Annotated in this window: 28 protein-coding genes and 1 riboswitch; of the genes, 23 read left to right on the plus strand and 5 right to left on the minus strand. The window is 31.9% G+C overall.

Going from position 1 to position 26,052, the window contains the following annotated elements:
* The first annotated feature begins 78 nt into the window (after window positions 1-78).
* The 3 genes from cbiG to LL038_RS22900 all read left to right on the plus strand — a co-directional run bounded on the left by cbiG (window position 79) and on the right by LL038_RS22900 (window position 2,919).
* A complete protein-coding gene (cbiG, locus tag LL038_RS22890) occupies window positions 79-1,068 on the plus strand; it encodes a cobalt-precorrin 5A hydrolase (protein WP_216122635.1) in 990 nt (329 codons plus the stop codon).
* 159 nt (window positions 1,069-1,227) lie between these two features.
* Window positions 1,228-2,400: a 30S ribosomal protein S1 gene (gene rpsA, locus LL038_RS22895; protein ID WP_253199796.1), complete on the plus strand. Its 1,173-nt coding sequence runs from the start codon at window positions 1,228-1,230 to the stop codon at window positions 2,398-2,400.
* Window positions 2,401-2,499: 99 nt separating this feature from the next.
* Complete coding sequence (locus LL038_RS22900) at window positions 2,500-2,919, plus strand: HNH endonuclease (protein ID WP_216122637.1); 420 nt, start codon at window positions 2,500-2,502, stop codon at window positions 2,917-2,919.
* A gap of 62 nt (window positions 2,920-2,981) precedes the next feature.
* On the opposite strand, the gene LL038_RS22905 is transcribed toward LL038_RS22900, so the two are convergent.
* From LL038_RS22905 to LL038_RS22915, 3 genes are read right to left on the minus strand one after another with little or no spacing between them, the layout of a single operon-like run.
* Window positions 2,982-3,104, minus strand: a complete 123-nt coding sequence (locus LL038_RS22905; RefSeq protein ID WP_268055940.1) for a hypothetical protein — start codon at window positions 3,102-3,104, stop codon at window positions 2,982-2,984.
* Between the two features lie 35 nt (window positions 3,105-3,139).
* Window positions 3,140-3,937 (minus strand): metal ABC transporter permease, encoded by a 798-nt coding sequence (locus LL038_RS22910; protein ID WP_216122645.1) that lies wholly within the window; start codon window positions 3,935-3,937, stop codon window positions 3,140-3,142.
* Window positions 3,938-3,946: 9 nt separating this feature from the next.
* Entirely contained in the window at window positions 3,947-4,606 is a 660-nt protein-coding gene (locus LL038_RS22915; RefSeq protein ID WP_216122647.1) for a metal ABC transporter ATP-binding protein, read from the minus strand.
* 291 nt (window positions 4,607-4,897) lie between these two features.
* On the opposite strand from LL038_RS22915, the gene LL038_RS22920 reads away from it, so the two are divergent.
* The 5 genes from LL038_RS22920 to cobS all read left to right on the plus strand — a co-directional run bounded on the left by LL038_RS22920 (window position 4,898) and on the right by cobS (window position 8,453).
* A complete protein-coding gene (locus LL038_RS22920; protein ID WP_071615060.1) occupies window positions 4,898-5,158 on the plus strand; it encodes a DUF3892 domain-containing protein in 261 nt (86 codons plus the stop codon).
* 232 nt (window positions 5,159-5,390) lie between these two features.
* A complete protein-coding gene (cobT, locus tag LL038_RS22925; protein ID WP_216122649.1) occupies window positions 5,391-6,479 on the plus strand; it encodes a nicotinate-nucleotide--dimethylbenzimidazole phosphoribosyltransferase in 1,089 nt (362 codons plus the stop codon).
* A 13-nt stretch (window positions 6,480-6,492) separates the two neighbouring features.
* Complete coding sequence (cobC, locus tag LL038_RS22930; RefSeq protein WP_216122651.1) at window positions 6,493-7,080, plus strand: alpha-ribazole phosphatase; 588 nt, start codon at window positions 6,493-6,495, stop codon at window positions 7,078-7,080.
* Between the two features lie 13 nt (window positions 7,081-7,093).
* Window positions 7,094-7,642: a bifunctional adenosylcobinamide kinase/adenosylcobinamide-phosphate guanylyltransferase gene (gene cobU / locus LL038_RS22935; protein WP_216122653.1), complete on the plus strand. Its 549-nt coding sequence runs from the start codon at window positions 7,094-7,096 to the stop codon at window positions 7,640-7,642.
* A 58-nt stretch (window positions 7,643-7,700) separates the two neighbouring features.
* Window positions 7,701-8,453, plus strand: a complete 753-nt coding sequence (gene cobS / locus LL038_RS22940) for an adenosylcobinamide-GDP ribazoletransferase (protein ID WP_216122655.1) — start codon at window positions 7,701-7,703, stop codon at window positions 8,451-8,453.
* 228 nt (window positions 8,454-8,681) lie between these two features.
* Here cobS and LL038_RS22945 read toward each other — a convergent pair whose 3' ends face one another.
* Window positions 8,682-9,593 carry a transposase gene (locus tag LL038_RS22945; RefSeq protein ID WP_268055941.1) on the minus strand — a complete coding sequence of 304 codons (912 nt, stop codon included), beginning with the start codon at window positions 9,591-9,593 and terminating at the stop codon, window positions 8,682-8,684.
* A 241-nt stretch (window positions 9,594-9,834) separates the two neighbouring features.
* Window positions 9,835-9,964: riboswitch (cobalamin riboswitch) on the plus strand.
* Window positions 9,965-10,125: 161 nt separating this feature from the next.
* Between LL038_RS22945 and LL038_RS22950 the strand changes: the two genes are divergently transcribed.
* From LL038_RS22950 to LL038_RS23020, 15 genes are all read left to right on the plus strand, one after another.
* On the plus strand, window positions 10,126-10,959 hold the full coding sequence (locus tag LL038_RS22950) for a sirohydrochlorin cobaltochelatase (protein WP_216122659.1): 834 nt from the start codon (window positions 10,126-10,128) through the stop codon (window positions 10,957-10,959).
* Between the two features lie 68 nt (window positions 10,960-11,027).
* Entirely contained in the window at window positions 11,028-12,116 is a 1,089-nt protein-coding gene (locus LL038_RS22955; RefSeq protein WP_216122661.1) for a pyridoxal phosphate-dependent aminotransferase, read from the plus strand.
* Window positions 12,117-12,231: 115 nt separating this feature from the next.
* Window positions 12,232-13,557 carry a cobyrinate a,c-diamide synthase gene (locus LL038_RS22960; RefSeq protein ID WP_216122663.1) on the plus strand — a complete coding sequence of 442 codons (1,326 nt, stop codon included), beginning with the start codon at window positions 12,232-12,234 and terminating at the stop codon, window positions 13,555-13,557.
* 109 nt (window positions 13,558-13,666) lie between these two features.
* Window positions 13,667-14,293: a precorrin-8X methylmutase gene (locus LL038_RS22965; RefSeq protein ID WP_216122666.1), complete on the plus strand. Its 627-nt coding sequence runs from the start codon at window positions 13,667-13,669 to the stop codon at window positions 14,291-14,293.
* 55 nt (window positions 14,294-14,348) lie between these two features.
* Window positions 14,349-14,624, plus strand: a complete 276-nt coding sequence (locus LL038_RS22970) for a ribosomal protein L7/L12 (protein ID WP_216122668.1) — start codon at window positions 14,349-14,351, stop codon at window positions 14,622-14,624.
* 29 nt (window positions 14,625-14,653) lie between these two features.
* Entirely contained in the window at window positions 14,654-15,739 is a 1,086-nt protein-coding gene (cbiD, locus tag LL038_RS22975) for a cobalt-precorrin-5B (C(1))-methyltransferase CbiD (protein WP_216122670.1), read from the plus strand.
* 127 nt (window positions 15,740-15,866) lie between these two features.
* Window positions 15,867-16,472 (plus strand): precorrin-6y C5,15-methyltransferase (decarboxylating) subunit CbiE, encoded by a 606-nt coding sequence (cbiE, locus tag LL038_RS22980; RefSeq protein WP_216122672.1) that lies wholly within the window; start codon window positions 15,867-15,869, stop codon window positions 16,470-16,472.
* 105 nt (window positions 16,473-16,577) lie between these two features.
* Window positions 16,578-17,243: a cobalt-factor II C(20)-methyltransferase gene (locus LL038_RS22985; protein WP_071614265.1), complete on the plus strand. Its 666-nt coding sequence runs from the start codon at window positions 16,578-16,580 to the stop codon at window positions 17,241-17,243.
* An 80-nt stretch (window positions 17,244-17,323) separates the two neighbouring features.
* Entirely contained in the window at window positions 17,324-18,076 is a 753-nt protein-coding gene (gene cobM, locus LL038_RS22990; RefSeq protein WP_216122680.1) for a precorrin-4 C(11)-methyltransferase, read from the plus strand.
* Window positions 18,077-18,096: 20 nt separating this feature from the next.
* Window positions 18,097-18,813: a precorrin-3B C(17)-methyltransferase gene (cobJ, locus tag LL038_RS22995; RefSeq protein WP_216122682.1), complete on the plus strand. Its 717-nt coding sequence runs from the start codon at window positions 18,097-18,099 to the stop codon at window positions 18,811-18,813.
* Window positions 18,814-19,055: 242 nt separating this feature from the next.
* Entirely contained in the window at window positions 19,056-19,832 is a 777-nt protein-coding gene (locus LL038_RS23000) for a cobalt-precorrin-6A reductase (protein WP_216122684.1), read from the plus strand.
* 417 nt (window positions 19,833-20,249) lie between these two features.
* On the plus strand, window positions 20,250-22,028 hold the full coding sequence (locus LL038_RS23005) for a glucosaminidase domain-containing protein (protein ID WP_216122686.1): 1,779 nt from the start codon (window positions 20,250-20,252) through the stop codon (window positions 22,026-22,028).
* 247 nt (window positions 22,029-22,275) lie between these two features.
* Window positions 22,276-23,124, plus strand: coding sequence for a DegV family protein (locus LL038_RS23010; RefSeq protein ID WP_216122688.1), 849 nt, complete (start codon window positions 22,276-22,278; stop codon window positions 23,122-23,124).
* Entirely contained in the window at window positions 23,106-23,588 is a 483-nt protein-coding gene (locus tag LL038_RS23015) for a PadR family transcriptional regulator (protein WP_216122690.1), read from the plus strand. The genes LL038_RS23010 and LL038_RS23015 overlap by 19 nt, the downstream gene beginning before the upstream one ends.
* Before the next feature lie 168 nt (window positions 23,589-23,756).
* Entirely contained in the window at window positions 23,757-25,457 is a 1,701-nt protein-coding gene (locus LL038_RS23020; protein WP_216122692.1) for a methyl-accepting chemotaxis protein, read from the plus strand.
* 90 nt (window positions 25,458-25,547) lie between these two features.
* Here the strand turns inward: LL038_RS23020 and LL038_RS23025 are convergent, their stop codons facing one another.
* Window positions 25,548-26,045: a PTS sugar transporter subunit IIC gene (locus LL038_RS23025; RefSeq protein WP_216122694.1), complete on the minus strand. Its 498-nt coding sequence runs from the start codon at window positions 26,043-26,045 to the stop codon at window positions 25,548-25,550.
* Between the last annotated feature and the right edge of the window lie 7 nt (window positions 26,046-26,052).

Genomic DNA, 26,052 nt, shown 5'->3' on the forward strand with positions numbered 1-26,052 from the left:
ATTTATTCATTTGTTTTAGCAATTGTTTTGTAATTTGCGCGCAACTATAGTATGATGTATAGTAGGAATGGTGACAAAATGAAATATGCAGTTGTTACGTTTACCCAAAAGGGAGATCAAATAGCGGAAATTTTAGCCTCAAGTCTTAATATTGATTTATATTCAAAGAAAAAACATAGCAATTTCGATTTTGCAAAGGTTAGTAAAAAGGTAATGGAGAACTATAGAGGTATAATTTTTATAAGTTCTACAGGTATTGCAGTTAGATCAATAGCACCATACATAAAAAGTAAGGATCTGGATCCGGCAGTATTAGTTATAGATAATTCTTGTAATTATGTTATAAGCCTTTTAAGTGGTCATTTAGGAGGAGCGAACGAACTTGCATTAAGGGTTAGTAAACTTTTAGATGCAAAACCTATAATAACTACAGCAACAGATAATTTAGGTATTTATGCCCCTGATATGATAGCAAAAGATAATGGATTTGTTATTGAAGATTTGAAAAAAGCAAAAGACATAGCGGCGCTTTTAGTAGAAGGAAAAAAAATTGGATTTCTTGATGAAAAAGGAATAATACAAACACCAGCTGGATATAGTAGTAGTTTAGAGAATATTTCTGGATTGCTGTATATTTCTAGTAACGAAATTATTAATGCTAAGTTAGAGGAATATAATGTACCAACGCTTAAATTAATAAGACAAAATATCGTACTTGGAATAGGATGTAGAAAAAACTTTTCGCAAGATAAAATGAATAAGACAGTAATAAGGATGCTTAAGGAATACAATATAGATATTAGGGCTATAAAGTCTATAGCAACAGTTAATGTTAAAAAAGATGAATTAGCAATAAAGGCATTAGCAGATTATTTTAAATGTCAGCTTAAAATATTTACGACAGAAGATATAAAGAAAGTACAACATAAATTCAGCGGAAGCGATTTCGTGGAGAAAACTATTGGGGTTAGAGCTGTTTGTGAGCCTTGTGTTGAACTTAGTGGGGCAAAAATCATGACAATTAAGATGAAATTAGATGGTATGACCTTATGCATAGGGGAAGTATGATATAATAGAGAAGGTGTTTTTAGAGAAATGCTGAGTAATCTAGTGAATTTTAAAAATAAAAAGGATTTCAATGAATATTTATAGAATATATAATAGTAGACTATAAATAATTTAAGAATAGATTTAACAACAATTATGAAATTAGAGGAGTGTATTTATATGACAACAGATATTAAGGAAGAAGTTACAATGAAAGATGCTATGGAAAATACTGCAGAAGCTATGGTTATTAATAGTGGAGACGTTGTACTTGGAACTGTACTTTCTGTAAGTGAAGAAGAAGTTCTAGTAAACATTGGTTATATGACTGATGGTGTTATAACAAAAGAAGAATTATCAAACGATAAAGAAGCAAACATTGCAGATGTTGTAAAAGTTGGAGATCAAATCTCTGTATATATAATGAAAGTTAATAACGGAGAAGGAAATGTGCTTTTATCTAAGAAAAGAGCAGATGGTCTTAAAATATGGGATGAATTCCAAGAAATTTTAGATGCAAACAAAACTTTAGAAGTAACAGTTAGTGACATAGTAAAAGGTGGAGCTACAGCTTACATAGAGGGAGTTAGAGCATTTATACCAGCATCACAAATATCAGATTCATATATAGAAAACTTAGAAGACTATAAAGGTAAAACTTTAGTAGTTAAAATAATAGAACTTGATAAAGAAAATAAAAATATTGTTCTATCTAGAAGAGTAATTGAAAAAGAAGAAAATGCAGTTAAAAGAGATCAAATTTGGAATGAACTTAAAAAAGGTGAAAAGAGAAAAGGCGTTGTAACTAGACTTGCTAAATTTGGTGCATTTGTAGATTTAGGTGGCATTGATGGTCTTATTCACGTTTCACAATTATCATGGAAAAGAGTTCAAGAACCATCAGAAGTAGTAGCTGTTGGAGACGAAGTAGAAGTTACAGTTTTAGATTTTGATAAAGAAAAAGGAAGAATATCTCTAGGACTTAAGAGTGAACAAGGAAACCCATGGAACAACATAACAAGCAACTACAAGCCTGGTGCTATAGTTGAAGGAACTGTTGTTAAATTAATGGATTTCGGTGCTTTTGTACAACTTGAATCAGGAGTTGAAGGACTAGTTCATTTATCAGAAATATCAGAAGAACGTATTGCAAAAGTTTCTGACGTATTAAAAGTTGGAGAAGTTGTAAAAGTTAAAATCGGTGAAATAAACGAAAAAGATAGAAGAATAAGCCTAAGCATTAGAGAAGCAGCAAGAGGAAATGAAGATTTTTCAGATTATAAACAAGAAGAAGAAAGTGGATTAACTCTAGGAGATATATTAGGAGACAAACTTAAAAACTATAAATTCTAGTAAAAGTTCCATATCATAAAGATCTAAATTAAAGTAAATATTATGAGGCAAAACAATTAATAATTGTTTTGCCTTTTAATACTTTAAGGGGGTAATATATTGCTTACGTGTGAAGTCTGTGGAAATCCAGCGGATAAACATCATATAGTTTATAAAAGCCAAGGCGGCATTGAATTTTCACTTAACTTTAGATATCTTTGTACATTGCATCATAGGGGGGAAGCAGGTCCTCACAAGAATAGGCGATTAGATTTAGAATATAAAATTGATATGCAGAGAAAACTTGAAAATATTTTAATAAAAGAAATTTATCAAATTGAAGAATTAGAAGTCTTGCTTAAAATAAACAAGGGAATGATAAAAAGACTCTTTAAGGATTATAAACTCAAGGCCAAAGGGGTTAGAAAAGCTGATATTATTGTTAATCAAAATGATGTAGGATATAAAAGAGATGATATTATTTTTAGGCTAATGGGTGGTCAAAAATATGATGAGAAGATGCTTTTGGAAAAAATTTAAAAAGTTATATAAATATTAAAAAAAACTATGAATAGCATAGGTTGCTTTCATAGTTTTTATTTTTAGTCCTTATTTAAGATAACACTTATAATGTAAGGAGAACTTCCTATATCTTTATGAGAAGCTTTTTTAAGTTCCACTTTATAATTTCTTATGGACTTTCTTGGTTTTATAGCCTGCAACATAATAAATTTCTCCAGTGTGATTTCAGCTTATATATCTAACACCTTGATAATATTTTTTTACTACTGATTACAATAATTAATACAAAAACAGAAGTCAAAGCAATACTGCCTCCTGGGGCACAATTTACGTAGTAAGATATAACAAGCCCTAAAATTATGTCAATGAAGCCAAACATTATAGAGCAAAATAAAGTTTTCTTAAAACCTTTATTTAGCTGCAATGCTGTCGCTACAGGTAGAGCTATCATGGATGACATGACAAGTATTCCAAGTATTCTTAATGATACTGAAATAGTGGCACCCACAAGTAGAGCGAAGATATAGTTAATTACTTTAACTTTTGCGCCAGAAACCTTAGCTCCTTCTTCATCGAAAGTAATGTATAGTAATTGATTGTATAATGAAAATAATGTTATTATTGAAATAATGCTAAGAACAAGCATTATGTACAAGTCATTTTGTGTAACAGTTAATAGGCTTCCGAATAGATAAGAATTAACATTAGCACCTGCTTTACCTGTACTTATTAAGGTTATTGCTATACCTACACTAAAGGTAAGTATAATTGCTAGAATTAATTCTGCGTATTTTTTGTAATAATCTCTTAAAAATTCAATAGATAAACCGCATAGGGCTGTAAAAGCAAAAGCACCAAGTATAGGATTGAAACCAAAAACAAGGCCTATAGCAACACCAGCCAAGGAGGCATGTGCCATTGTATCTCCCATCATGGAATACCTTTTTAACACAAGAAAAACACCTACAATTGGAAAAAGTATAGAAATTAAAACTGAGGCAATTAAAGCATTTTGCATAAAACCATATTCAAACATAGAGTAAAGTTAGCCCCTTTCCTGGGTTATTTTATATTTATAATCATTAATAGTATAAAGTATTCCACTTCTGTTACTCATTTCGAAAATATCTGTCGAGTTATCTAATGCGGCTTTTAAATTATGTTCTACAGAGACAACTGTAATGCCGAGGTTAACATTTAAACCCTTAATAATTCCATATATATCTTCCATGCTTTGAATGTCTATTCCAGTAGAAGGTTCATCTAAAATTAATAGTTCAGGGTTGCCTATTAAACTCCTAGCTATAAAAATTTTTTGTTGCTGACCTCCGGAGAGATTTCCAATAAGAGTATGGGTATGATCCTCCATCCCTACTGCCTTAAGGCTTTTTGAAATTAGACTTTTATCTTTAAGTTTTAATACTCTTCTATGGCAATTTAGCATTTCATAAACTGTTATAGGGAATTGTGCATTAAAATTTTCAACCTTTTGTGCAACATATGCTATTCGGGACGTATCTATAATTATTTCACCGCTATTAGGTTTTAATAAATTTAATATCAATTTAAGTAAGGTACTTTTAGCACTACCATTTTCACCTAAAATTGAAACGTAACTGCCCTTTTCGATTTTAACATTGACGTTGTCTAGTATGTATGGCTTTGAATTTGTATATGTAAAACATAAATTCTTTATGTTAATCATCAATTTCCTCCTTATTAGTTATAACAAAATTAACCATACAATTATGCAATAATTATATGATTAAAATAATAGTAGCAACAGATATTATACACCTAAATGCGAATAACTTGCAAGAACTCTCTCCATATTATTGCCAAAAAAATTAAATAATACATATCATAAAATTTATATAATTGGTAAAACTGTATATGAAGATACTTTATTTTATATAATAGCTAATATTGTTTTAGTATCTATCAATAAAAATGCATTTTGTTATGCATTTAATATAATAGGAAAGGTAGTGTTATTATGAATAAAAGCGAAGGCTCAACTCATGTAATTAGTAAAGTGGCGAAAGACAATCAAGGAGAAATAACAGCATATGAACTTGAAAACGGAGAAATAATTTCTAAAGAACAGGCCGTCTCACTTGCTAAGCAAGGGAATATAAGTGGAGTTTCTGTCTCAACTTCTAAAAAAGGTGAAGAATTCTTAAGAAGTCTACCTGATCAAAATAAAGCAAACAATTTAGAAAGCTTACCAATTATAGATGATAATGATATATACTAGAAAAAATAATAAAAGAAGGAACAGGGACATTTTGGTGTGCCTGTTTTTTTAACTTAAATGGAAAATAAGTGGGGGACGGTTAACAATTAATGAATGTTGTTTGGGTGGATAAGTGGGGGACGGTTAACAACTAATGAACATTATTGATGTTAATTAGTTATTTTGCTTGAAAAAGTTTTTCCTTTGGAATACTATTAGTGTAATAAACTTAGATGAGCAGGGGGATAAACAAATGGGACTTCTAAAAGAAACATTACAATGTATAGAACCGCTAAATAAGGAAGCAATGAAGAGGGCTTGGGATAGACTGGATAGTTTATCAAAACCTATAGGAAGTCTTGGTGAACTAGAAAATATCATAGCTAAGATGGCTGGAATTACTGGAAACATACATAATAAAATCAATAAAAAGAATGTTGTTATAATGTGTGGTGATAATGGAGTTGTGGAAGAAGATGTGTCTAACTGCCCTAAAAGTGTAACTGCTACAGTAACTAATAATTTCACTAAAAAGATAACAGGCGTTTATGTGTTATCAAAATTTTCTGGAAGTGATATTACTGTCGTAGATGTAGGCATTGATGCTGATTTAAATAATCCTAAAGTTATAAATAAAAAAATAGCATATGGTACTATGAATATGATGAAGGGTCCCGCAATGACTAGGGAACAGACAATTAAGGCTATAGAAGTTGGGATTGAAACAGTTGATAATTTAGTTCTCGATGGTTACGATTTGATTGGAACTGGCGAAATGGGTGTAGGAAATACTGCAACAAGTGCAGCAATCTTAAGTGTTTTCTCTGGACTTGAAGTTGAAGAGTCAGTAGGTAAAGGGTCGGGAATAACAGAGGAGCAATTCATTAATAAAAAAAGAGTTATTAAAAAATCTATTGAAGTAAATAATCCGGATAAAGATGATGTTATAGATGTTATCTCAAAAGTTGGTGGATTTGATATTGCTGGATTATGTGGTTGCTTCCTAGCGGCTGCTAAAAACAGGGTGCCTATTGTTATTGATGGTTTTATAGCATCGGCGGCAGCGCTTTGTGCTTATAAACTGAATCCATTAGTGATAGGTTATATTTTTGCATCTCACTTGTCTGCGGAACCTGGAGCGGCTTTTATAATGAAGGAAATTGGATTAAAACCTATGCTAAATTTGAACATGAGACTAGGAGAGGGTTCAGGGTGTCCTCTGGCTTTTAATATTATTGAGGCGGCTTTGTACACAATGGATAATATGGGGACCTTCGAAGATGCGAAGCTTGATAGTAAAAAGTATATAGATATAAGGGAGAATCCCTTAGAAATATCGTAGGGTGTGATAAAATATGAATATATATCTGTTAAGGCATGGTCAAACTGAAGAAAATAGAAAAGGCTCTTATTATGGTAATTTGGATATAAGCTTAAATGAAATAGGTGTAGCTCAAGGAAATAAGGCAAAAGATTTCTTCAGTGATATAAAATTAGATAGAGTATATGTTAGTGATAAAAAAAGAACTTTGGAAATGGCAAAATTAGCTTTGGGGTTAAAGGAAATGGAAATTATACAAGATAGCAGAATAAATGAGACTAATTTTGGGGACTTTGAAGGTAAAACTTACGAAGAAATTAAGAAGTTTTATCCTAAAGAATGTTTATGCTGGACGAATAATTGGAAAGAATTCGTACCACCTAAGGGTGAAAGTTATATCGAGTTATGCATGAGGGTTAAGAGTTTTATGGATAATATTAAAAAGTTAGATTTCGATAATATTTTAATATGTGCTCATTCGGGAGTCATAAGAGCTATATATTGTTATATTATGGATGAAAATATTGATTTATTTTGGAAATTTGGATGTAAAAATGGGGATATAAGCATTATTAAATATGAATATGGTAATTTATATATTGATGCTATTATGCATAACTAGGAGTTGAGTTTGGATGAACAAAATAATTTTAGTAACTGGTGGAAGTCGAAGTGGGAAAAGTAGTTTTGCTGAAAGTTTCTTCGAAAATACTGATGATGTCTTATATATTGCAACTGCGATAGTTACAGATGAGGAAATGGGTGATCGGATAAAAAAGCATATAGATTCGAGAAACTCAAGATGGACAACCTATGAGGGTTTTTATGATTTGGATAAGGCTATAGAGAAATACGATATAAACAATATATTGCTTGATTGCGTTACAATTATGATAACTAACTTAATGTTTAAGGAAAAAATAGATTTTGATAAAATATCTATGGGAAAAATAGATGAATTGCTAGATGATATAAAAACTCAGTTTGAAAAGTTAATATTAAAGGCTAGGGTAGCAAATATTAATTTAGTTATGGTAACTAATGAAGTAGGTTCTGGGCTTATACCCGAGAATAAGCTTAGCAGAGTATTTAGGGATATAGCTGGGTACGTAAATCAATACATAGCGAGTCAAAGCGATGAGGTATATCTAGTTTCTTGTGGATTACCTTTAAAATTAAAATAATTATTACTATATAGGAAAGAGGTGAGCTTTGCGATGGCAGCTCGTCGCAAGCAATAAAATGAGAGAATATTTAAATGATTTTTTACTGTTTTTTCAGTTTTTTACGCGAATACCTATAAATAAAAGTTTAAACTGTGAGAAAGAAAATTTTAAGCGAGGATCTATATTTTTTCCTATAGTGGGATTATTTATAGGAATCGTTCAATGGATAGTTTATTATCTGTTAATAAAAGTGTTACCAGTAAACATTACAGCAGTATTTGTAGTTATAATACCAATAATTATTACTGGAGGATTGCATGTTGATGGACTTGGCGATACATGTGATGGCTTCTTTTCGTTAAAAGGTGATAAATACAAAATAATAGAAGTTATGAAAGATAGTTCAGTAGGGACTTACGCGACCATCGCTATAGTATCTGACATGTTAGTACGTTATGCGGCGGTGACTACTATCATACAAATTGATTTACCGCTTATATTAATTGCGGCTCCAATAATTGCAAGATTTACTGTGGTATTTATATCTTTTATAGGTAAAAATGCTAAAGAGACAGGTTCAGGTAATATATTTATTGGCAATATTGATGTTAAAAGACTAGTAATTGCAGGGGTAATAACTATTATACTTGGAACTTTATTAATAGGAATCAAAAATAGTGTTATATTAATAATTCCAGCGTTATTTTTAAGCTTCTTATTTAATAAATTCTGTGAGAGTAAAATTACAGGACTCACAGGTGACAGTTTGGGAGCTAATAATGAATTAGTTGAGATTTTAACAATGATTTTGTTTATAGCAATAATTTAGGTGGGCATAACGGGGGACGGTTAACAATTAATTAGCTTTTATTTAGGTGTAAATTTTTTTGAATTTGCACCTTTTTACTACTAAATTAACTAACTAGTCTAGTATTTTTATTTTGTGTTTTAATAAACAGCGTATTTTCCAAGCTTGTCCAATGTTAACCCAAATAAATATAGTTAATTATTATTCTGAAATTTTTATAAATTTCTTTAATATGAGAATTAATAAAAATTAAGCATAGCATTTAATAAAATCATTAATAATATTTTCATATTTTTCTTCTGTCCCAATTAAATCTATACCAATAGTGCTTAATCTAGATATTCTAGCTTGCGTGATATTTCCAAGCGTGTTAGATATGTCTTTTGTTTTAAAATTACACAGACTTCTCATTAAAACAACAGCTAAAGCTTTTGCATGTACAAATTTTCTACTGTACTTCGTATTAAGATGAATCTTTGATATATTCATTTTTGATGATATAAATTCTAATATATCTTCTGACTTAAAGTTTCGTATCAGAATAGTTCTTTCGCTATTATAATCTGTTTCTTCATTTTCAAATTCCAGTTCCTGTTCTAATTTTTCTTCATTACATCTAAAGAGAAGGTCATAGTAATTTTTCCTTGCACTTTTAAGGGTATTGCCAAAGAGACTCATAACAAATACATTATCAACTAGATTAAAGGAATCAGGTGTTTTTCCTAAAAATATTGATAGACTAGAAAAAAGGTATTTTTCAGGAGAATCTTTATATTCTACTATGGCAGTAGGATTATTGTGAATGTAAAGAGACAATGTCCTTAAATATTTATCATTATTAACTATTTTACTCTTAAATCTATCTTTAAAAAGGTGTCCTTCCCTTTTATATTTTCTATTAAAGTACATTGCATAAGAAAAATTTATACCATGCATTATTTTTGATATATCACAGCCATTAGCATCAATCATTAAATGGGCGTGGTTATCCATAAGACAGTACCCATAAAGCTTAAAATTATGGAGAGTTTTATACTTCTTTATAAGTAATAAATACCGCTTCTTGTCTTCATCGTCTTTGAATAAAGTTACTTCGCTTATACTTTTGCACATGATATGAAATATCGACTCATCTGTTTTTACTCTTGCTGTTCTTGGCACAAAAATCACCTCTCCTCATAAAGTATTATTTTAATTGTTTCCCATGGAGTATAATGCTATTCATTTTTTTTAGGTTAATGTTCATTAGTTGTTAACCGTCCCCACCTTAGATGTTATCTAAAACAGCAAATAGTTGTTAACCGTCCCTCACCTACCTCCCTTGGGACTAAAGAAAATCATTCAACCCTTAAGTTTTACAATGATATTGACACCAACACTTAATTATAATAAACTAATAGTACAATAGAATATAATTTTAGGTGCCTAGAGTATTAGGTGAAAAGGGAATGTGGTTTAAATCCGCAGCAGCCCCCGCTACTGTAATTGAGAAATCAAAAGCCAGGAGACCTGCCTAAATGATGTTAACAAAGCTTTCGGAGGGAAAGAACTTTTTAATGCAGTTAATTTTATTACGAATTAATTAAAAAGTAGTCGCTATCTTAAGTGAACTACTTTTTGTTTTTTTGAAAAGATATTAGGAGCAAGCAGAGTTCAAAATTCCGAAAAATACATGATAAGGTGGAAGAAAACAATGAAGAAAGCAATTTTAGTTGTAAGTTTTGGAACAACATATGAAGACACAAGAAAAGTAACTATTGATGTAATAGAAAATAAAATAAAAAATACCTTTGAAGATTATGATATAAGAAGAGCGTTTACTTCGCATGTTATTCTTAAGGTTCTTAAAAATAGAGATAATATTTATATAGATACACCAGAGGAAGCTTTGGAAAAACTGAGAAATGAAGGTTATAATGAGGTAATTGTTCAGCCTTTGCATGTTATTCCGGGAGCAGAATTTGATTATGTAAATAATGTAGTTAACAAATATAAAGAATGTAATGCATTTGACAACATTTTGGTAGGAAGGCCTCTTATATGTTTTAAGGGAGAAGAAGATGGCGTACCAGATGACTACACGATAATGGTGGATGTTTTATCAAAGCAATTACCAAAAGATGACACAGTAATCTTAATGGGGCATGGTACAAACCATATTGCGAATGCAGTATATTGTTGCTTCGAAAGTGTTCTAAGGGACAGAGGGTTTAAAAACGTTCATGTAGCAACAGTAGAGGGGTATCCAACTTTGGATAGAGTAATACCAAATGTTATAGATCAGGGAACTAAAGAAGTTATTCTGATGCCGCTGCTTTTAGTTGCAGGAGATCATGTTAAAAATGATATGGTTGGGGAAAAGGAAGAGTCATGGAAAAATATTTTAGAAGCAGAGGGCTTTAAAGTAAGGATATATCTACATGGACTTGGAGAAAATATTGGCGTTCAAGATATTTATATACAACATATTAATGATGTAATTAATGAAAAATTTAAAAATGTAGGAAAAACACATAAAGGTATTTAAAAGCATTCGTGGCTACTTGTAGATGAAAGTATAAAGTACAGGGCGAGCCCAAAGAAAGGAAGGTATTTATGGTACATGGTGGAGATATTTATACTAATGGATTACTTGAGGGACGAGAACTAATAGATTATAGTTCTAATATAAATCCACTTGGCGTTCCTAAAAGTTTTACTGACAATATTAGTTTTGCTGTAGATGCATTAACTAGGTATCCAGATATTCAATATAGGAATGTATTAAAGGCACTCGGCAAATATATTAGTTGCCCAGAGGAGTATTTTGTTTTAGGAAATGGAGCCGCTGAAATAATTGATTTAGTTATATCTTGCCTTAGAAGTGTACTAATTGTAGTACCTTCCTTTGTGGAGTATGAAATTGACGCTAAAAAGTGGGCTTGTAATATAGAATATTCTCACTTGAAAGAGAATTTTAATGGGACTGTTTTGCTAAAGCATAAATATGCGCAGCTCTCTTATGATTATGAGGATATCCTTAATAAATTACGGAATGTAGAAGGGGTAATTCTAGCTAATCCTAACAATCCTAATGGTAATATCATTGATAAAGCTAAGTTCCAAAAGATCCTTGATTATTGTGAGAGTAATAACAAAGTCATAATAATAGATGAGGCTTTTATAGAATTTACGGGGGATGATTTGCACAGTTTTGCGAAGAGTCTTAAAACATATAAATGCTTATTTATAATAAGGGCCTTAACCAAATTTTTCGCAATGCCAGGCATAAGATTTGGGTATGGAGTGAGTAGTGATGCTAAATTAATAAAAAGAATTAAAGATAAGCAAAACCCTTGGAATATAAACTGTTTTGCAGAAGTTGCAGCAATTAATGTGCTAAAGGATGTTGAGTATATTGAAAAAAGCAAACAATGGATAAGAGATGAAAGACCTATTTTCTTAAAAGCGTTAAATAGTATCTCATTTATAGATAAGGTCTTTTTAACCTATGGTAATTTTGTATTATGTAAATTAAAAGAAGTAGATGCAGATGGGTTTTATAAACTATGTTTAGATCAAGGTTTTGTTATAAGAAAAGCAGACAATTTTAGGGGATTGGACAAACAGTTTATAAGGCTAGCTATTAAGGATAATGTCAGAAATGAAAAATTGATTCGTTGTTTAAAAAAATTAGAACTTTAGGCTAAACTTGAGGGACGGTTAACAACTAATTGAACTTAAGGATGAGTCAAAACTTGAGGGGCAGTTAACAACTAATTTACTTTAAGGGCCAGTCCATAAAAGGATGTGAGTGTAAATGAAGAGTATAGTTATAGCGTCAAATGCAAGTGGTGGTGGTAAAACTACAGTAACTCTTGGAATTATGAAAGCTTTAAAAAATAGGGACTTCAAGGTGCAGGGTTATAAAGTAGGGCCTGATTATATAGACTCGGCTTTTCATTCAAAGATAACGGGACAAGATTCAAGAAATCTGGATTTATATCTTATGGGAGAGGCCGGAGTTAAGGCTAGCTTTTCTAGAGGCCGCGGTGATTTAGGGGTAGTTGAAGGCGTAATGGGATTATATGATGGCAAAGGCATAGATACAGCATATTCTACATATCATGTGTCTAAGGTTTTAGATTTACCGATTATACTTGTACTGTCTCCAAAAGCTCAGGTAGCAACCTTTTGTGCAGAAATAAATGGAATAGTTAATTTTAAAGATGCGAATATACGTGGCATAATATTAAATAACATAACAGAGAGTTACTATAATTTGCTTAAATCGGCAATTGATAAAAATTGTAAAATAAAAGTTTTAGGTTATCTTCCTAAAGATGAGAGATTATCTTTGAAAAGTAGGCATTTAGGGTTAATTCAAAGTAGTGAAATAGAGGATCTTGAGGAAAAAATTGAAGTTTGTGCCAAATTATTAGAAAAACATTTGGATATGAATCTATTATTAGAACAATTTAATGAAAGTAAGAAATATATAGATGATTTTCATGTTGAAAATAATGAAAAAAGAATAGCTGTAGCCTACGATAAAGCTTTTAGTTTTTATTATAAAGAAAATTTAGAGCTTCTAGAGGAATTGGGAGAAGTTATATACTTTAGTCCACTTATTGATAATGAACTACCGAGCAATATTGATTTTCTTTATTTAGGTGGGGGGTACCCTGAGGTATTTATAAAGGAGTTATCTGAAAATACATCTATGCTTTACAGTATTAAAAAGGCTCTAGATGGTGGACTACACTGTTACGCTGAATGTGGGGGATTAATGTACCTTACTTTAGGGGAAAAGAATCTAGGCGAAGAACAAATAACACATAAAACTGTTGGCTTTTTTGATGGGTATTATTCCTTAACCACGAAACTTCAGAATTTTGGATATGCAAAGATTAAGGTAGAGGTAGAAAATACTATTTTGCCAAAAGATATGAGTATAAACTGCCATGAGTTTCATAAATCATTTGTTGATTTACAAGAAGAAAAAATATTTAAACTTTCTAAAGACGTTTATGACAGGAGCGAAAAAAATTGGTCATGTGGCTATATTAAAAAAAACACTATAGCGGTATATGGACATGTGCACTTTTTTGGAAACTTATTATGGTTTGAAAATTTTTTTAAATAGGTGGATTAAGTCGATTAGTTGTTAACCGTCCCCCAACTTTAGCCCAACTTTTGGGTCAATTAATTGTTAACCGTCCCCATCTGATTCTAAAACAAAAGGAGATTAAAATATGGATTACATAAAAATTCCTATGGACATAGAAAAGAGAAGTTTTGAAATTATTGGACAAGAAATGGGAGAACATGAATATTCCCCTAGAGAACTTTCAATAATTAAAAGAGTAATACATACTACGGCAGATTTTGATTATAGAAATATATTATATATTCGAGATGGAGCAATAGACGCAGCTGTAGAGTTACTTAAAAAAGGAGTAACTATATATACTGATACAAAAATGGCGTTAGCAGGTATAAACAAAAAAGCTCTTAAAGATTTGAATTGCAATGCCTTATGTTTTGTTAGTGATGAAAAGGTTGCTGAAATTGCTAAAGCACGTCACATTACACGTTCTATGGCAGCGGTTGAGAAAGCGGTAGAAGATGGTGTTGAGTTCTTTATTTTTGGTAATGCACCTACAGCTTTATTTAGATTAAAGGAATTAATTGAGGAAGGAAAATGTAATGCTAAATTTATAATAGCGACACCTATTGGTTTTGTGGGAGCTGCAGAATCTAAAATAGAAATTGAAAAATTGGACATCCCAATGATTGTTGTCAGGGGAAGAAAAGGTGGAAGCACTGTGGCTGCATCTATATTAAATGCATTAATGTATATGATAGTGGATAGAAGTTAGCACGTAGCTTAAAACTTTGTTTATAAAATTATATACTATTACAATAATAGGGGAGATGAGATATAACATGGATTATCTAATACTATGTGTAATTGTACTTTATATTTCAATACTTACAAATAAGATTGATTCATTGCAAAAACATATAACTCGCATGAATTCAAATTTAATCAAGATCGCAAAGCAGGTTGGAATTCCAGAAGATCCTTTAGACGATGAGTTAAAAAGTATCATAGATAAAGATGGAAAAATTAAGGCGATAAAAAAATGTAGAGAGGTTACTGGATTTGGATTAAAGGAAGCAAAAGATTATGTCGATAACCTAAAATAAATAACAACCTTAGCAGGGGGTACATGATAATGCTTGATTTATATGTTAATTTTAATGGTAAAAAACTTAGGTGTGGATATACAACTGGATCTTGCGCGGCGGCGGCCGCAAAAGCAGCTACGCAGATATTGTTTTATGATACTGATATAGATGAGATAAAGATAGACACCCCAAAGGGTATAGAACTATTGCTTCCAATATATAAGGTAGTAAAAGGTGAAAACTTTGTAGAGTGTTGCATTATAAAAGATGGTGGAGATGATCCTGATGCAACTCACGGCATGGAAATCTGGTCAAGAGCTGAAAAATCAGAATCAGGATATACATTAAAAGGTGGAAAAGGCATTGGGATAGTTAGGGGAGAAGGATTATATGTACCTAAGGGTGATTGGGCAATTAACCCGGTTCCTAGAAAAATGATAGAAAAAGAAGTAAGGGAAGTGCTGCCGAAAGACGTCGGGATTACAATAACTGTATTCGTACCCGAGGGGGAAGAGGTAGCCAAGAAAACTTTTAATCCAAGGCTTGGAATTGAAGGTGGCATATCAATATTAGGAACAACAGGAATTGTGACACCAATGTCACAGGAAGCCCTTACAGAATCTATTAATATAGAAATATCTCAAAAGGTAGCCGCTGGGCATAAAGATCTCACCTTGGTTTTTGGTAACATGGGGGAAGATATGGCGTCGAAGATAGGGCTTAGATCTGATAATATAGTAATGGTTTCAAACTATATAGGATTTGCTTTAAATAGTTGCATGGAAAAACATATAGAAAACATTCTTCTTATAGGGCATATAGGAAAAGCATGTAAGATAGCAGCGGGATGTTTTCAAACTCATAGTAGGGTATGCGATGTGAGGCTAGAAGTAATAGCACTAGAACTAGCTTTAATAGGCGCTCCTACTGATATTGTAGCTAAGGTTTATAAAGAAAAAACTACTGAAGGCGCAATAAAGTTATTAGAGGATGATTACAATGAAATATATGAAAATATAACAAATAAGGTAAAGAAAAGATTGTTCCAGTATACATACGAAACTATTCCAGCAGAAGTTATTATGTTTTCTATGAATAAAGGGATTTTGTATGACACTAGGGAAAATAAGTAGGGACGGTTAACAACTAATGAACATAATGCTTATCCTAACGAACAAGAAACTAAACAGATAATCAATCAAATAAACAGGGACAGTTAACAATTAATGCATGAATAAATAGTGAAAGGTTGCAAAAAATATGGTTTATATAGTGGGTATTGGGCCTGGAAACCCCAAATATATTATCCCTTTGGCAGTAGAGACTATGGAAAAGGTTGATGTAATCATAGGGTTTGAAAGAGCTGTAGCGAGTATACCTAAAACTAATGTTCAAAAGATAATAGTTAAAACATTAAAGAATATTATGGATTATATAACAGAAAATATTGATAAAGATATCGCAATAATAGCATCGGGTGATCCGTGTTTTTATGGTATAGTAAACTATATAAATAATAACTTTAAAGGCGAAACAGAGGTAGTTCCAGGTATAAGTTCTTTTCAATATTTAATGTGTAAGCTCAAAAAACCATGGCAAAATGCTCATCTAGGTAGTATGCACGGAAGGCAAGAAGATTTTATAGAGATTGTGCAAAATCATGAGATATCTGTTTGGCTTACCGATAAAAGTAATTCACCACAAGCTTTATGTAGAAAACTTTTTGATAATAATATTAAAGCTACGATTTATGTTGGCCTAGAATTATCTTATGTGGATGAAAAAATAATAAAAGGTACAGTTGAAGAAATTAAGGATAAAGTTTTTGATGATCTTAGTGTGGTTGTCATAGAAAATATAAATTAATTAGCTACATAATAATATATTAAAGCACTGACTTATAATTAATTTGTTAAGGACGATTAAGAAGATATGGATAGAGACTATTTTACTAGAGATGGAGGGATTAAAATGGCAAAATTATATGGGGTAGGGGTAGGACCTGGAGACAAGGAACTGCTTACGATAAAGGCAATTAAAACTATTGGGAAATGTGATGTTATAGTAGTTCCAAGTGCTATGAATGGTGGGAAAAGCATAGCCCATGAAATAGCAGAGGAATATATTAACAAGGACTCAGAAGTGTTAGTTAAACATTTTCCTATGGGTGGAGCAGAGCAGGAAGCGAAGATTTATGAAGCTTTTAAGTCTATTGAAGAGAAATTAAAAGCTGGAAAAGATGTAGCTTTCTTAACTATAGGAGATCCATTTGTATATAGCACATATATATATCTTTTAAATTATATTAAGGAAAGTGGGTATGAAGTTGAAACAATTCCTGGTATAACCTCATTTTGTGCTTGCGCAAGCATTGCTAATGAATATTTAGTAATTGGGAACGAACCGCTTTTAATACTTCCAGCATCAAGGCTCGATACTATAAAGGATGAAAAATTCCTAGTAATTATGAAGGTTTATAAAATCGAAGAAGAAGTTTTAGATTGCCTAGAAGCGAAGGGTTATAAATATGTATATGTTAAAAGAGCTGGTAGAGAAGGACAAGAAGTCCTTCGATGTCGCGAAGATATATTAAAAAATAAAGAATATATGAGTTTAATAATTGCGAAGAAAGAATAAAGGTAGGGACAGTTAAGAACTAATCCTCAAAACAATAGGTGGGGACAGGTAATAACTATTCTAAAAGGAAGGTGAATTTAATGGTTTATTTTATTGGTGCAGGCCCAGGTGATGTGGATTTAATTACAGTTAAGGGAAGAAATATATTATCGACTGCCGATGTAGTTATTTATGCGGGATCGCTTGTAAGTGCAGAGCATATCACATTTTGCAAAAAAGAAGTAGTAGTTCACAATTCAGCTTCGATGACTCTTGAGGATGTTATTGAGGTTATGAAAAAAGCGGATAGCGAGAATAAAAGTGTAGTAAGACTTCATACCGGAGACCCAGCTATATATGGAGCAATAAAAGAGCAGATGGACGAGTTAGATAAATTAAATATAGATTATTCTATTGTGCCAGGGGTGAGCTCCTTCTCGGCTGCAGCATCTGTTATCAAAAAAGAATTTACGCTTCCGAGTGTAACTCAAACCCTTATTCTTACAAGGGTTGAGGGCAGAACTCCGGTGCCAGAAACTGAGGATTTAGAAAAGCTTGCGTCAATTGGGGCATCAATGGCCATTTTCTTATCTATAAGTATGATAGATAAAGTAGTTGCAAAACTTAAGGCAGGTTATGGTAGGAATGTTCCAATAGCTGTCATTGAGAGAGCTACGTGGGCAGATGAAAGAGCTATTATTGGAACTTTAGATGATATAGCAGATAAAGTAAAAGAAGCTAAAATAACAAAATGCGCTCAAATTCTTGTAGGTGATTTCATAGATTGTGAATATGAGAAAAGCCTTCTGTATGATAAGACATTTACGCATATGTTTAGGGAAGGAAAAAAATAGGGAGTGAAGGAGACGATAAATTGGGAAAATTATATGTAATTGGAATAGGTCCGGGTGGACTTCCACATATGACAATAAGAGCAATGGACGCCATAAAACAAAGTGATATAATTGTAGGTTATAACAAATATATAGATATGATAAAACCTCTACTCGCTGGCAAAGAAATATTCTCAACAGGCATGAAGGGTGAGGAAGAGAGATGCAAGAAAGCGTTAGAGCTTAGCCATGATAAGATTGTGAGTGTGGTAAGTACTGGTGATTCTGGGATTTATGGAATGGCAGGGCTAATTCTTCAGCTAAGAGTGGATGAAGAAGTTGAAGTTATTCCAGGGGTTACGGCCTCATCTGCAGCAGCGTCGGTACTTGGTGCACCATTAATGCATGATAACTGTAATATAAGTTTAAGTGACTTAATGACTCCATACGAATTAATTCAAAATAGGGTAAATTTAGCCGCAGAAGGTGATTTTGTTATATCATTGTACAATCCTAAAAGTAAAGGGAGACCTCATTATTTAAGAGAATGTATAAATATAATAAAAATGCACAGAGATGGAACTACTCCAATAGCTGTAGTTAAAAATGCACTTCGAGATGGACAAGAAGTAAGTATCTCAACACTAGATACTTTTGACGATAACATAGCTGATATGTTATCAATTGTTATAATTGGTAACAGTCAGAGTTACGTAAAAGATGGTAAATTTATAACACCAAGAGGATATAACGTTTAGAATAACAGAGGAAGGTGAGGGGTGGAGTGGAGGGACGGTTAACAACTAATAAGTTTTTATCATAACAATAAATAGGGGAAAGTTATTAACTGTCCCCGCTTTTATCTGCTTTTTTTCGCTTTTAACCACCGCTTTTGTTCGTGATTTTAGGCATCATAAACACTAATTAGTTGTTAACCGTCCCCACTATTTTGTCCCTGCTTTCCCACGAACACTATTAAGGGTGACAGGAGTGAATGATGATGATAGGTTTAATTGTAGGTACTTCAGAAGGAAAAAATATTCTCTCAGGGTTAAATAAATTTACAGAGGATATTTTCATATCAACAGCTACAGCATATGGTGCAGAGCTTTTGAAGGATTATAAATATAAAGTTTTTAATGAAAAACCATTAGATTTAGTTGGACTTATGGAAGTTATAAAAAAGAATGATATAAAAATTTTAATTGATGCATCCCATCCATATGCGCTAGAAATTACAGAAAATGCAATCGAAGCCTGTAGAGTTTATGGAGTACAATATGTTAGATATGAGAGACCACCAGTTCTTAATGAGTTTAAGGATAATAAAAATGTTGTTGTGGTGGAAGATTATGAGAGTCTTTATGAGCATCTAAAAACGATAGATGGAACTATTCTTAATACCACAGGTAGCAGAAATATAGTTAAAATTTTAGACTTTAATTTAAAGAATAGAGTAATACATAGAGTGTTACCATCAGTTAAAGTATTAGTAGAGATTTTAGACCTAGGTGTTGCAGTTGAGGATATAGTGGCAATGAAGGGACCAGTAGGATATGAACTGAATTGTGGCTTTATTAATGAATATAGGGCCAAAGCAATACTTATGAAGGATAGCGGAGTTCAAGGTGGAACTTTTGATAAAATAAAAGCTGCTGTAGATAATAATATAATGGCATTTATAATTGGAAGAAAACCTATGGAGTATTCAAAAGTATTTTATAGTGAGATAGAAGTTGTAAAATATGTTTCTGGTTTAGTGGAAGTAACTAAATAAAATTTGGTCTCTTTATGAGCAAAATATGATTAACATAAATTTATATGTATAGAATAGGTACTCTTAAAAAAGTATCTGATCTATACGTATTTTTTTATATGCTTTATTCATGAAAATAGGATGACAAATGAGCAAAATTATATGTTAAGTTGTTTTAAATAAACTCGATAATAAGAATAATGGTTTATTTGAGCATACGGATAAATATCTTATAATATTTTACAAATTTTATATAAAACAATATAAAAATGCAACTAAATTACAATTGTAAGCGTTATATGAGTGTAAACAATTGAAAAAGTTTATCATTTTTTAACTTATGAAGAAGATTTTAATATTACTAATATTTTATTGGGGTATTAGGTAAAGAGTAAGAGAATATCAAAATTAGAACATAGAAGATGGGGGTATATATTAATGAATAAGAGAATTACGAGTTCAATTATTGCTGCTTTAATGATAGCAGGTTCAACATCCATTACGACATTTGCAGCAATGGGAAGTGGTAGTGTTGTTATAGGTAACAAAGCTTTTGATTTAAAGTACGCTAATGATCAGGCAAATGCTAATGAGATTGCTAGTGCAATAATAGCTGGCGGAGAAGTTTATATTAAAGATTTTGAGGGAAATTGGAAAAGTAATATTTCAGAATCAATAATTAATGCAAATATTATACCAGCTGTAACTTATAAAAATGATGATGGGACATCTAATTTCGATGTTGGAGATAAAGAACAGGTGGATATAATAACAGTTCAATCTGTTAGTTCTATTGCTGATAAAAATGTAATATATGGGGTAACAGCTGCAAATGTTGGACTTCCAACAACAGTAACACTTAAATTAAGTGATAATACAACTAAAGACGTAAGCGTTACTTGGACAAGCTCTATTTATGATGGAACTAAAACAGCAACATACATATTTACTGGTGTTTATGCACTTCCAAGTGGCGTAACTGGAACAAAGCCATCTGTAAAAGTTAATGTTTTAGTTGGAGTAAAACCTAATGCAGCTGATATAGCTTCTGCAAAAGCAGTAGATACTAAAATAATAGCATTGCCAACATTAAATGCTTTAACATTAGCAAATAAAACAGGCGTAGTAGCAGTTAGAAATGCTTATGCATCAGTAACTAGTGCACAAAAGCTTTTAGTTACAAAACTTAGTACATTAGTAGCAGCAGAAGGTAAAATAGCTGATCTTCAAGCAAACGCAGATGAAAAAATAGCAGAAGTTGCGGAAGAAGCAGCAGTAAGTATTGCTGAGAAATCAAAAATGAATGTCGATGTTACTAAAGCAAATGGACTTATACAAGCAGTTAAAAATGCTGCAAAGCAAGCAGAATTTAGTGAGCGAATATCTAACATTAATATATTAGATGAAATAGTATCAAAGGGAAATAATACATTTAAATTAACACCATATGATGTTTCATTAGATGATCTTATTAGCGAAGAAATGGGAAATACTCCAGCAGCTAGTATTGGCGGCAAGTGGCTTTATGCGGCAACAAAAGATGGAAAACTCGGGTATACATTAGAAGGTAACAATACATGGGTAAATTCTCCAACGAATTATAATAGCATTAAAAGTCAACTTACAAGCAATATAAACCCAATAAATTTAGAAAACGATCCAGTTAAAATTTATCAATTTGTAGAACTTAACTATTCTGATTGTGTAAGTGCTGATACATTAAACACAATGTTTGGAGAAAATAATGCATTAAGTGGCAAAGGTCAAGTATTTATTGATGCAGCACAAAAATCTGATGTAAATCCCTTATACTTAGCGGGTCATTCAATACTAGAAACAGGACATGGTACTTCACTTTTGGCAAATGGTGGTACAAAAAAAGTTACTGGTGAGTATACTTATGGTATGCCTGTATTTAATTTGTTTGGAATTGGTGCAATTGATAGTGATGCGAATGCAGCTGGGACAAGCACGGCATTCAAAAATACCTGGACAGATATAGATTCGGCAATATATGGAGGAGCAGCATTTATTTCAGGAAAATATATAAGCAAAGGTCAGAATACGATTTATAAAATGAGATGGAATAATTTGGACGTTAATCATCAATACGCAACAGATGTTAGCTGGGCAAATAGTCAAACAAAAATTATTAAACAATATTTTGACTTATGTCCTGAGGCTAAGTTAACATTTGATATTCCAGTTTATAAGTAAGACAAGCATTAGTTGTTAACCGTCCCCACGGTTAAGGGTTAAAAACAAGGGATAGTTATTAACTGTCCCCAACTTTTAAGCATTTGAGACAAACATTAGTTGTTAACCGTCCCCCACATTTTATTGATTGTATATATTTATATTTATTGGACAAATTAATATATAAATGAATACATATGTATCAGTATTGATACACATAAATTATAGTGATATAATGATGATAATATTTAATGTAGGAGGGGTTAGTTTGGACAAGATAGCGCTTATAACAGACACTACAAGCGATTTGAGAAGTGACTTAATAGAGAAATACAGTATTAATGTATTACCCTTTAGGATTATCTATTCTGATAGAGAGTATTTGGATAATGTGGATATAACACCACAGGATGTTTATGATAATATGAAGATAGAAGTACCTACATCCTCATTGCCATCAATGAAGGATATGGAGGAATTATTTTTAAAATTAGAAGAAGAGGGTTACACCCATGCGATAGCAATAACTTTATCTACTGGTTTATCTGGTATATATAATGCGATGAAACTTACAAGTGAGAATCATCCAGGTATTATAACTCACGTATGTGATTCACAATCCATAGCATTTGGTGAGGGATTAATAGTTACAGAATGCGGAAAGCTTATACAAGAAGGTAAGAGTTTTGAGGAAATAGTTAAAGCTATTCCATCTATTAAAAAAAGAATCCATCTATACTTTTTAGTAGGTACTCTAGAATACTTGAAAAAGGGTGGAAGAATAGGGAAAGTTGCAGGAACAATAGCTGAACTTTTAAATATCAAACCTATAATTTCACTTGATGAGGATGGTAAGTATTGTACCGTCGAAAAGGTACGAGGTAGAAAACAGTCTCTTAACAAACTTATAGAACTTACAAATAAGATTTTGGATGAGAAGAAATGCAGGGTCTATATGTTGCATGGTGATGCATTAGATGAGACAAAACAAGTAATGGAGAAAATAGGAAAACATCCAAATGTTATTTCCATAGAATTTGTAGGATATATAAGTCCTGTATCAGGTGTGCATAGTGGACCAGGTTTGGTAGGAATGGTTTGCATAGAGGAACCTTAGATAAAAAGCCTACTAATGAAGTAAGTAAAGAAAATGAGATAGACATTAAGGTCGAAGAAAAGAGATTGTACATTGAATACAAGAAAAAACTTTTGGAACTTCGAAGAGTTCGAAAGGAAAAAGAAGCAGTGGGTCAAGTATTCACAAAGGGATTGCTGCCTTTGTATGTGTTATATACTCTAAGTCTCGGCGAAACTAATGGAAATGATATATCTCATAAGATAGGCGAAAGAACAAATGGTCATTGGATTCCTAGTACAGGCGGAATATATCCTCTTTTAAAAAAGCTAGAAAAAGAAAAATTGATAGTTGGAGAGTGGAACGAATCTAAAAAAGCACAAAGAATTTACAAAATCACAGAGCAAGGTAGATTAGAATTAGAAAATAAGAAATACTTACTGCGTGATAAGATTGAAGAAGCTTTAGAAGTATTTAAAATAATTTATAGTGATCTATATAATTAAAGCATTAAACATAAAAAGCTACAGGTGAATTCGAGCCTGTAGCTTTTTTACTTTTTTTCTTATATTATAATATATTTTGTTATAATTTATATAAAATTTGAAGGAAATCTGTAGTATAAGTAGAATAGTAAAATATAATGGGAGCTTAAAAAAGGGGGAAATTCAAAGATGAAGACAAAATTTAAAATTAAGTTAAGAGGTAAAATTTTAGGCATATTTATTTCACTTTTAGTATTATTGAGTATACTTGTCCTTATAACCGTTTATACAGAAATGAAATCATTAGCTTTTAAAGATATTGATACGCAGTTAAACTCCTCTAGTGATTTAGGATATTCCTTATTGTCAGAAAAATATCCAGGAGAATGGAAGTTAGAAGGAGACAAATTATATAAAGGAGATAAAGCCATAAATGGGGACACTGATTTTGTAGATATTGTTAAAAAGGGAACAGGCAATCTTGCCACAATATTTTCAGGTGACACAAGAATATCAACTAATGTCCTACAAGCAGATGGTACAAGAGCAATAGGAACAAAAGTCTCTGATAAAGTAGCGAGTATGGTACTAAAAAATGGACAAGTGTATGTTGGCGAAGCTACAATTCTTAATAAATTATATCAAGCAAAATACGTTCCTATTAAGGATAGTACAGGTAAGGTAGTTGGTATTTGGTTTGTAGGTGTTAGCAAGGCAAGTATTAATGATACTATTACTAATTTAATGTTAAAAATCTTAATGATAAATATTGTGATTTTAATATTGTCGATTATTCTTGTAGTTGTTTTTGTAAACACACTTAAGAAAAATATAAATATAATTTCTACGTCTTTAAAAACAGTTGCGAAGGGTAACTTAGAAGGCGCGTGTATAGTAAAATCTAAAGATGAATTTGGAGAAATTGCAGAGTACGTTAATGTTATGATCCTAAATCTTAAAGAAATTGTTCGAAAACTTCAAGATGGTTCTAAAATGGTAGACTCTTCCTCTTCTAATTTATTGGGCATTTCCACCGAAATGAGTTCTGTCTCAGAAAACATAGCAAATTCTATTCAAGAAGTTGCTGGTGGTACGGGTAATCAAGCCAGCGATATGATGAGCATTACTTCCTTATTAAATAGTTTTGGAGATGAAATAGAATTAATTGCTTTGAAAATTGGCAATGTAAATCAATCTTCTGGTTATATAAATACAATGGCAAGTGAAAGTAGTGAAGGAATGGAATCGTTAATAAGTTCAATTAAAAAGGTCAAGGATGCTTTTGACGATTTTACCACAAGGTTTAATGTTTTAGGGGTTAATTTAAACAAGGTTAATGAGATAACTGATTATATAAAGGGCATTTCCGAGCAAACAAATTTATTGGCATTGAATGCTGCTATAGAAGCAGCTAGAGCTGGTGAAGCCGGGAGGGGATTTTCTGTTGTAGCTGATGAGATTAGAAAGCTTGCAGAACAATCAAAGGAATCATCTGAGAGCATAAATCAACTTATTAATACTATTTCTGATGAAAATAAGATTATTACTAGTTCTACAGATATAATGTTATCAGAAATAAGTAATCAAGTTATAGTTATTAACTCCGCAACTGATTCTTTTAGAGGGATATTAGTAGCTGTGAGTGACGTAATTCCTAAAATTGTGGAAGTCAATGACTCAATTTCAACTATAAATAAAGATAAAAATATTATTATTGATAAGATAGAGTCGAGCTCTGCAATTGCAGAAGAAATATCTGCTTCTGCAGAGGAAATTGCGGCTGCGTCAGAGCAATTAAATGCTTCATCAGAGGAAGTTGCGGCTACCGCACATATATTAAATTCAATGACTGGAGAAATACTTGATATAGGTAATAAATTCAAATTATAAAAGAAAAAAACTTTAAGGAGAAGATTTCCGCTAAATACGGAAATCATCTCCTTATCTTTTATAAATTTAAAACTTGCCACTTGGGTGGCGCTATAACTTCAGTTTCATGTCACCTTCTTTTATCAACCCTTTCTTTCTCATGATTTCTGAGAAAATCAGGGTTAAGGCAGCGGGGGCTATAAAGTGTAGTAGTAATATTTTTAAGACTATAATATATGTTGGTGCGCTTCCTTCCATAGTGGCAAGGGTTCCAAATTGACCAACAAAACCGCTTGTACCCATACCTGCACCTATGGAATTATTTTTCATAGCAAAAACAGTGGTAGATAAGGGGCCAAGGATCGCACCGGCAAGTGTTGGAGGTATCCAAATTAGAGGACGGCGTAATATGTTAGGTAATTGAAGCTTTGAGGTACCCAGGCCCTGAGCTATTAACCCCCCCGTCTTATTTTCTCTAAAACTTGCCACTGCAAAACCTATCATTTGAGCACTACAACCAACAGTTGCAGCTCCAGCTGCAAGTCCAGACATGTTTAATGAGATTGCAATGGCGGCACTACTAATAGGCGAAGAAAGTGTCATGCCCATTAAAGTA

Origin of the sequence: Clostridium estertheticum, from assembly GCF_026650985.1 — a bacterium.
Taxonomy (GTDB): domain Bacteria; phylum Bacillota; class Clostridia; order Clostridiales; family Clostridiaceae; genus Clostridium_AD; species Clostridium_AD estertheticum_C.

What these genes read in the sequence shown, in the direction of transcription:
- cbiE (WP_216122672.1), top strand. Translation starts at nt 15,867, where the DNA reads ATGGTTTATATAGTGGGTATTGGGCCTGGAAACCCCAAATATATTATC.
- LL038_RS22905 (WP_268055940.1), bottom strand. Translation starts at nt 3,104, where the DNA reads ATGTTGCAGGCTATAAAACCAAGAAAGTCCATAAGAAATTATAAAGTG.
- LL038_RS22915 (WP_216122647.1), bottom strand. Translation starts at nt 4,606, where the DNA reads ATGATTAACATAAAGAATTTATGTTTTACATATACAAATTCAAAGCCA.
- LL038_RS22920 (WP_071615060.1), top strand. Translation starts at nt 4,898, where the DNA reads ATGAATAAAAGCGAAGGCTCAACTCATGTAATTAGTAAAGTGGCGAAA.
- cobM (WP_216122680.1), top strand. Translation starts at nt 17,324, where the DNA reads ATGGTTTATTTTATTGGTGCAGGCCCAGGTGATGTGGATTTAATTACA.
- LL038_RS22965 (WP_216122666.1), top strand. Translation starts at nt 13,667, where the DNA reads ATGGATTACATAAAAATTCCTATGGACATAGAAAAGAGAAGTTTTGAA.
- cobU (WP_216122653.1), top strand. Translation starts at nt 7,094, where the DNA reads ATGAACAAAATAATTTTAGTAACTGGTGGAAGTCGAAGTGGGAAAAGT.
- LL038_RS22950 (WP_216122659.1), top strand. Translation starts at nt 10,126, where the DNA reads ATGAAGAAAGCAATTTTAGTTGTAAGTTTTGGAACAACATATGAAGAC.
- cobT (WP_216122649.1), top strand. Translation starts at nt 5,391, where the DNA reads ATGGGACTTCTAAAAGAAACATTACAATGTATAGAACCGCTAAATAAG.
- LL038_RS23000 (WP_216122684.1), top strand. Translation starts at nt 19,056, where the DNA reads ATGATAGGTTTAATTGTAGGTACTTCAGAAGGAAAAAATATTCTCTCA.
- cobC (WP_216122651.1), top strand. Translation starts at nt 6,493, where the DNA reads ATGAATATATATCTGTTAAGGCATGGTCAAACTGAAGAAAATAGAAAA.
- cobS (WP_216122655.1), top strand. Translation starts at nt 7,701, where the DNA reads ATGAGAGAATATTTAAATGATTTTTTACTGTTTTTTCAGTTTTTTACG.
- LL038_RS22970 (WP_216122668.1), top strand. Translation starts at nt 14,349, where the DNA reads ATGAGATATAACATGGATTATCTAATACTATGTGTAATTGTACTTTAT.
- LL038_RS23005 (WP_216122686.1), top strand. Translation starts at nt 20,250, where the DNA reads ATGAATAAGAGAATTACGAGTTCAATTATTGCTGCTTTAATGATAGCA.
- LL038_RS22960 (WP_216122663.1), top strand. Translation starts at nt 12,232, where the DNA reads ATGAAGAGTATAGTTATAGCGTCAAATGCAAGTGGTGGTGGTAAAACT.
- LL038_RS23020 (WP_216122692.1), top strand. Translation starts at nt 23,757, where the DNA reads ATGAAGACAAAATTTAAAATTAAGTTAAGAGGTAAAATTTTAGGCATA.
- cbiD (WP_216122670.1), top strand. Translation starts at nt 14,654, where the DNA reads ATGCTTGATTTATATGTTAATTTTAATGGTAAAAAACTTAGGTGTGGA.
- LL038_RS22955 (WP_216122661.1), top strand. Translation starts at nt 11,028, where the DNA reads ATGGTACATGGTGGAGATATTTATACTAATGGATTACTTGAGGGACGA.
- cbiG (WP_216122635.1), top strand. Translation starts at nt 79, where the DNA reads ATGAAATATGCAGTTGTTACGTTTACCCAAAAGGGAGATCAAATAGCG.
- LL038_RS22910 (WP_216122645.1), bottom strand. Translation starts at nt 3,937, where the DNA reads ATGTTTGAATATGGTTTTATGCAAAATGCTTTAATTGCCTCAGTTTTA.
- rpsA (WP_253199796.1), top strand. Translation starts at nt 1,228, where the DNA reads ATGACAACAGATATTAAGGAAGAAGTTACAATGAAAGATGCTATGGAA.
- LL038_RS22985 (WP_071614265.1), top strand. Translation starts at nt 16,578, where the DNA reads ATGGCAAAATTATATGGGGTAGGGGTAGGACCTGGAGACAAGGAACTG.
- LL038_RS23025 (WP_216122694.1), bottom strand. Translation starts at nt 26,045, where the DNA reads ATGGGCATGACACTTTCTTCGCCTATTAGTAGTGCCGCCATTGCAATC.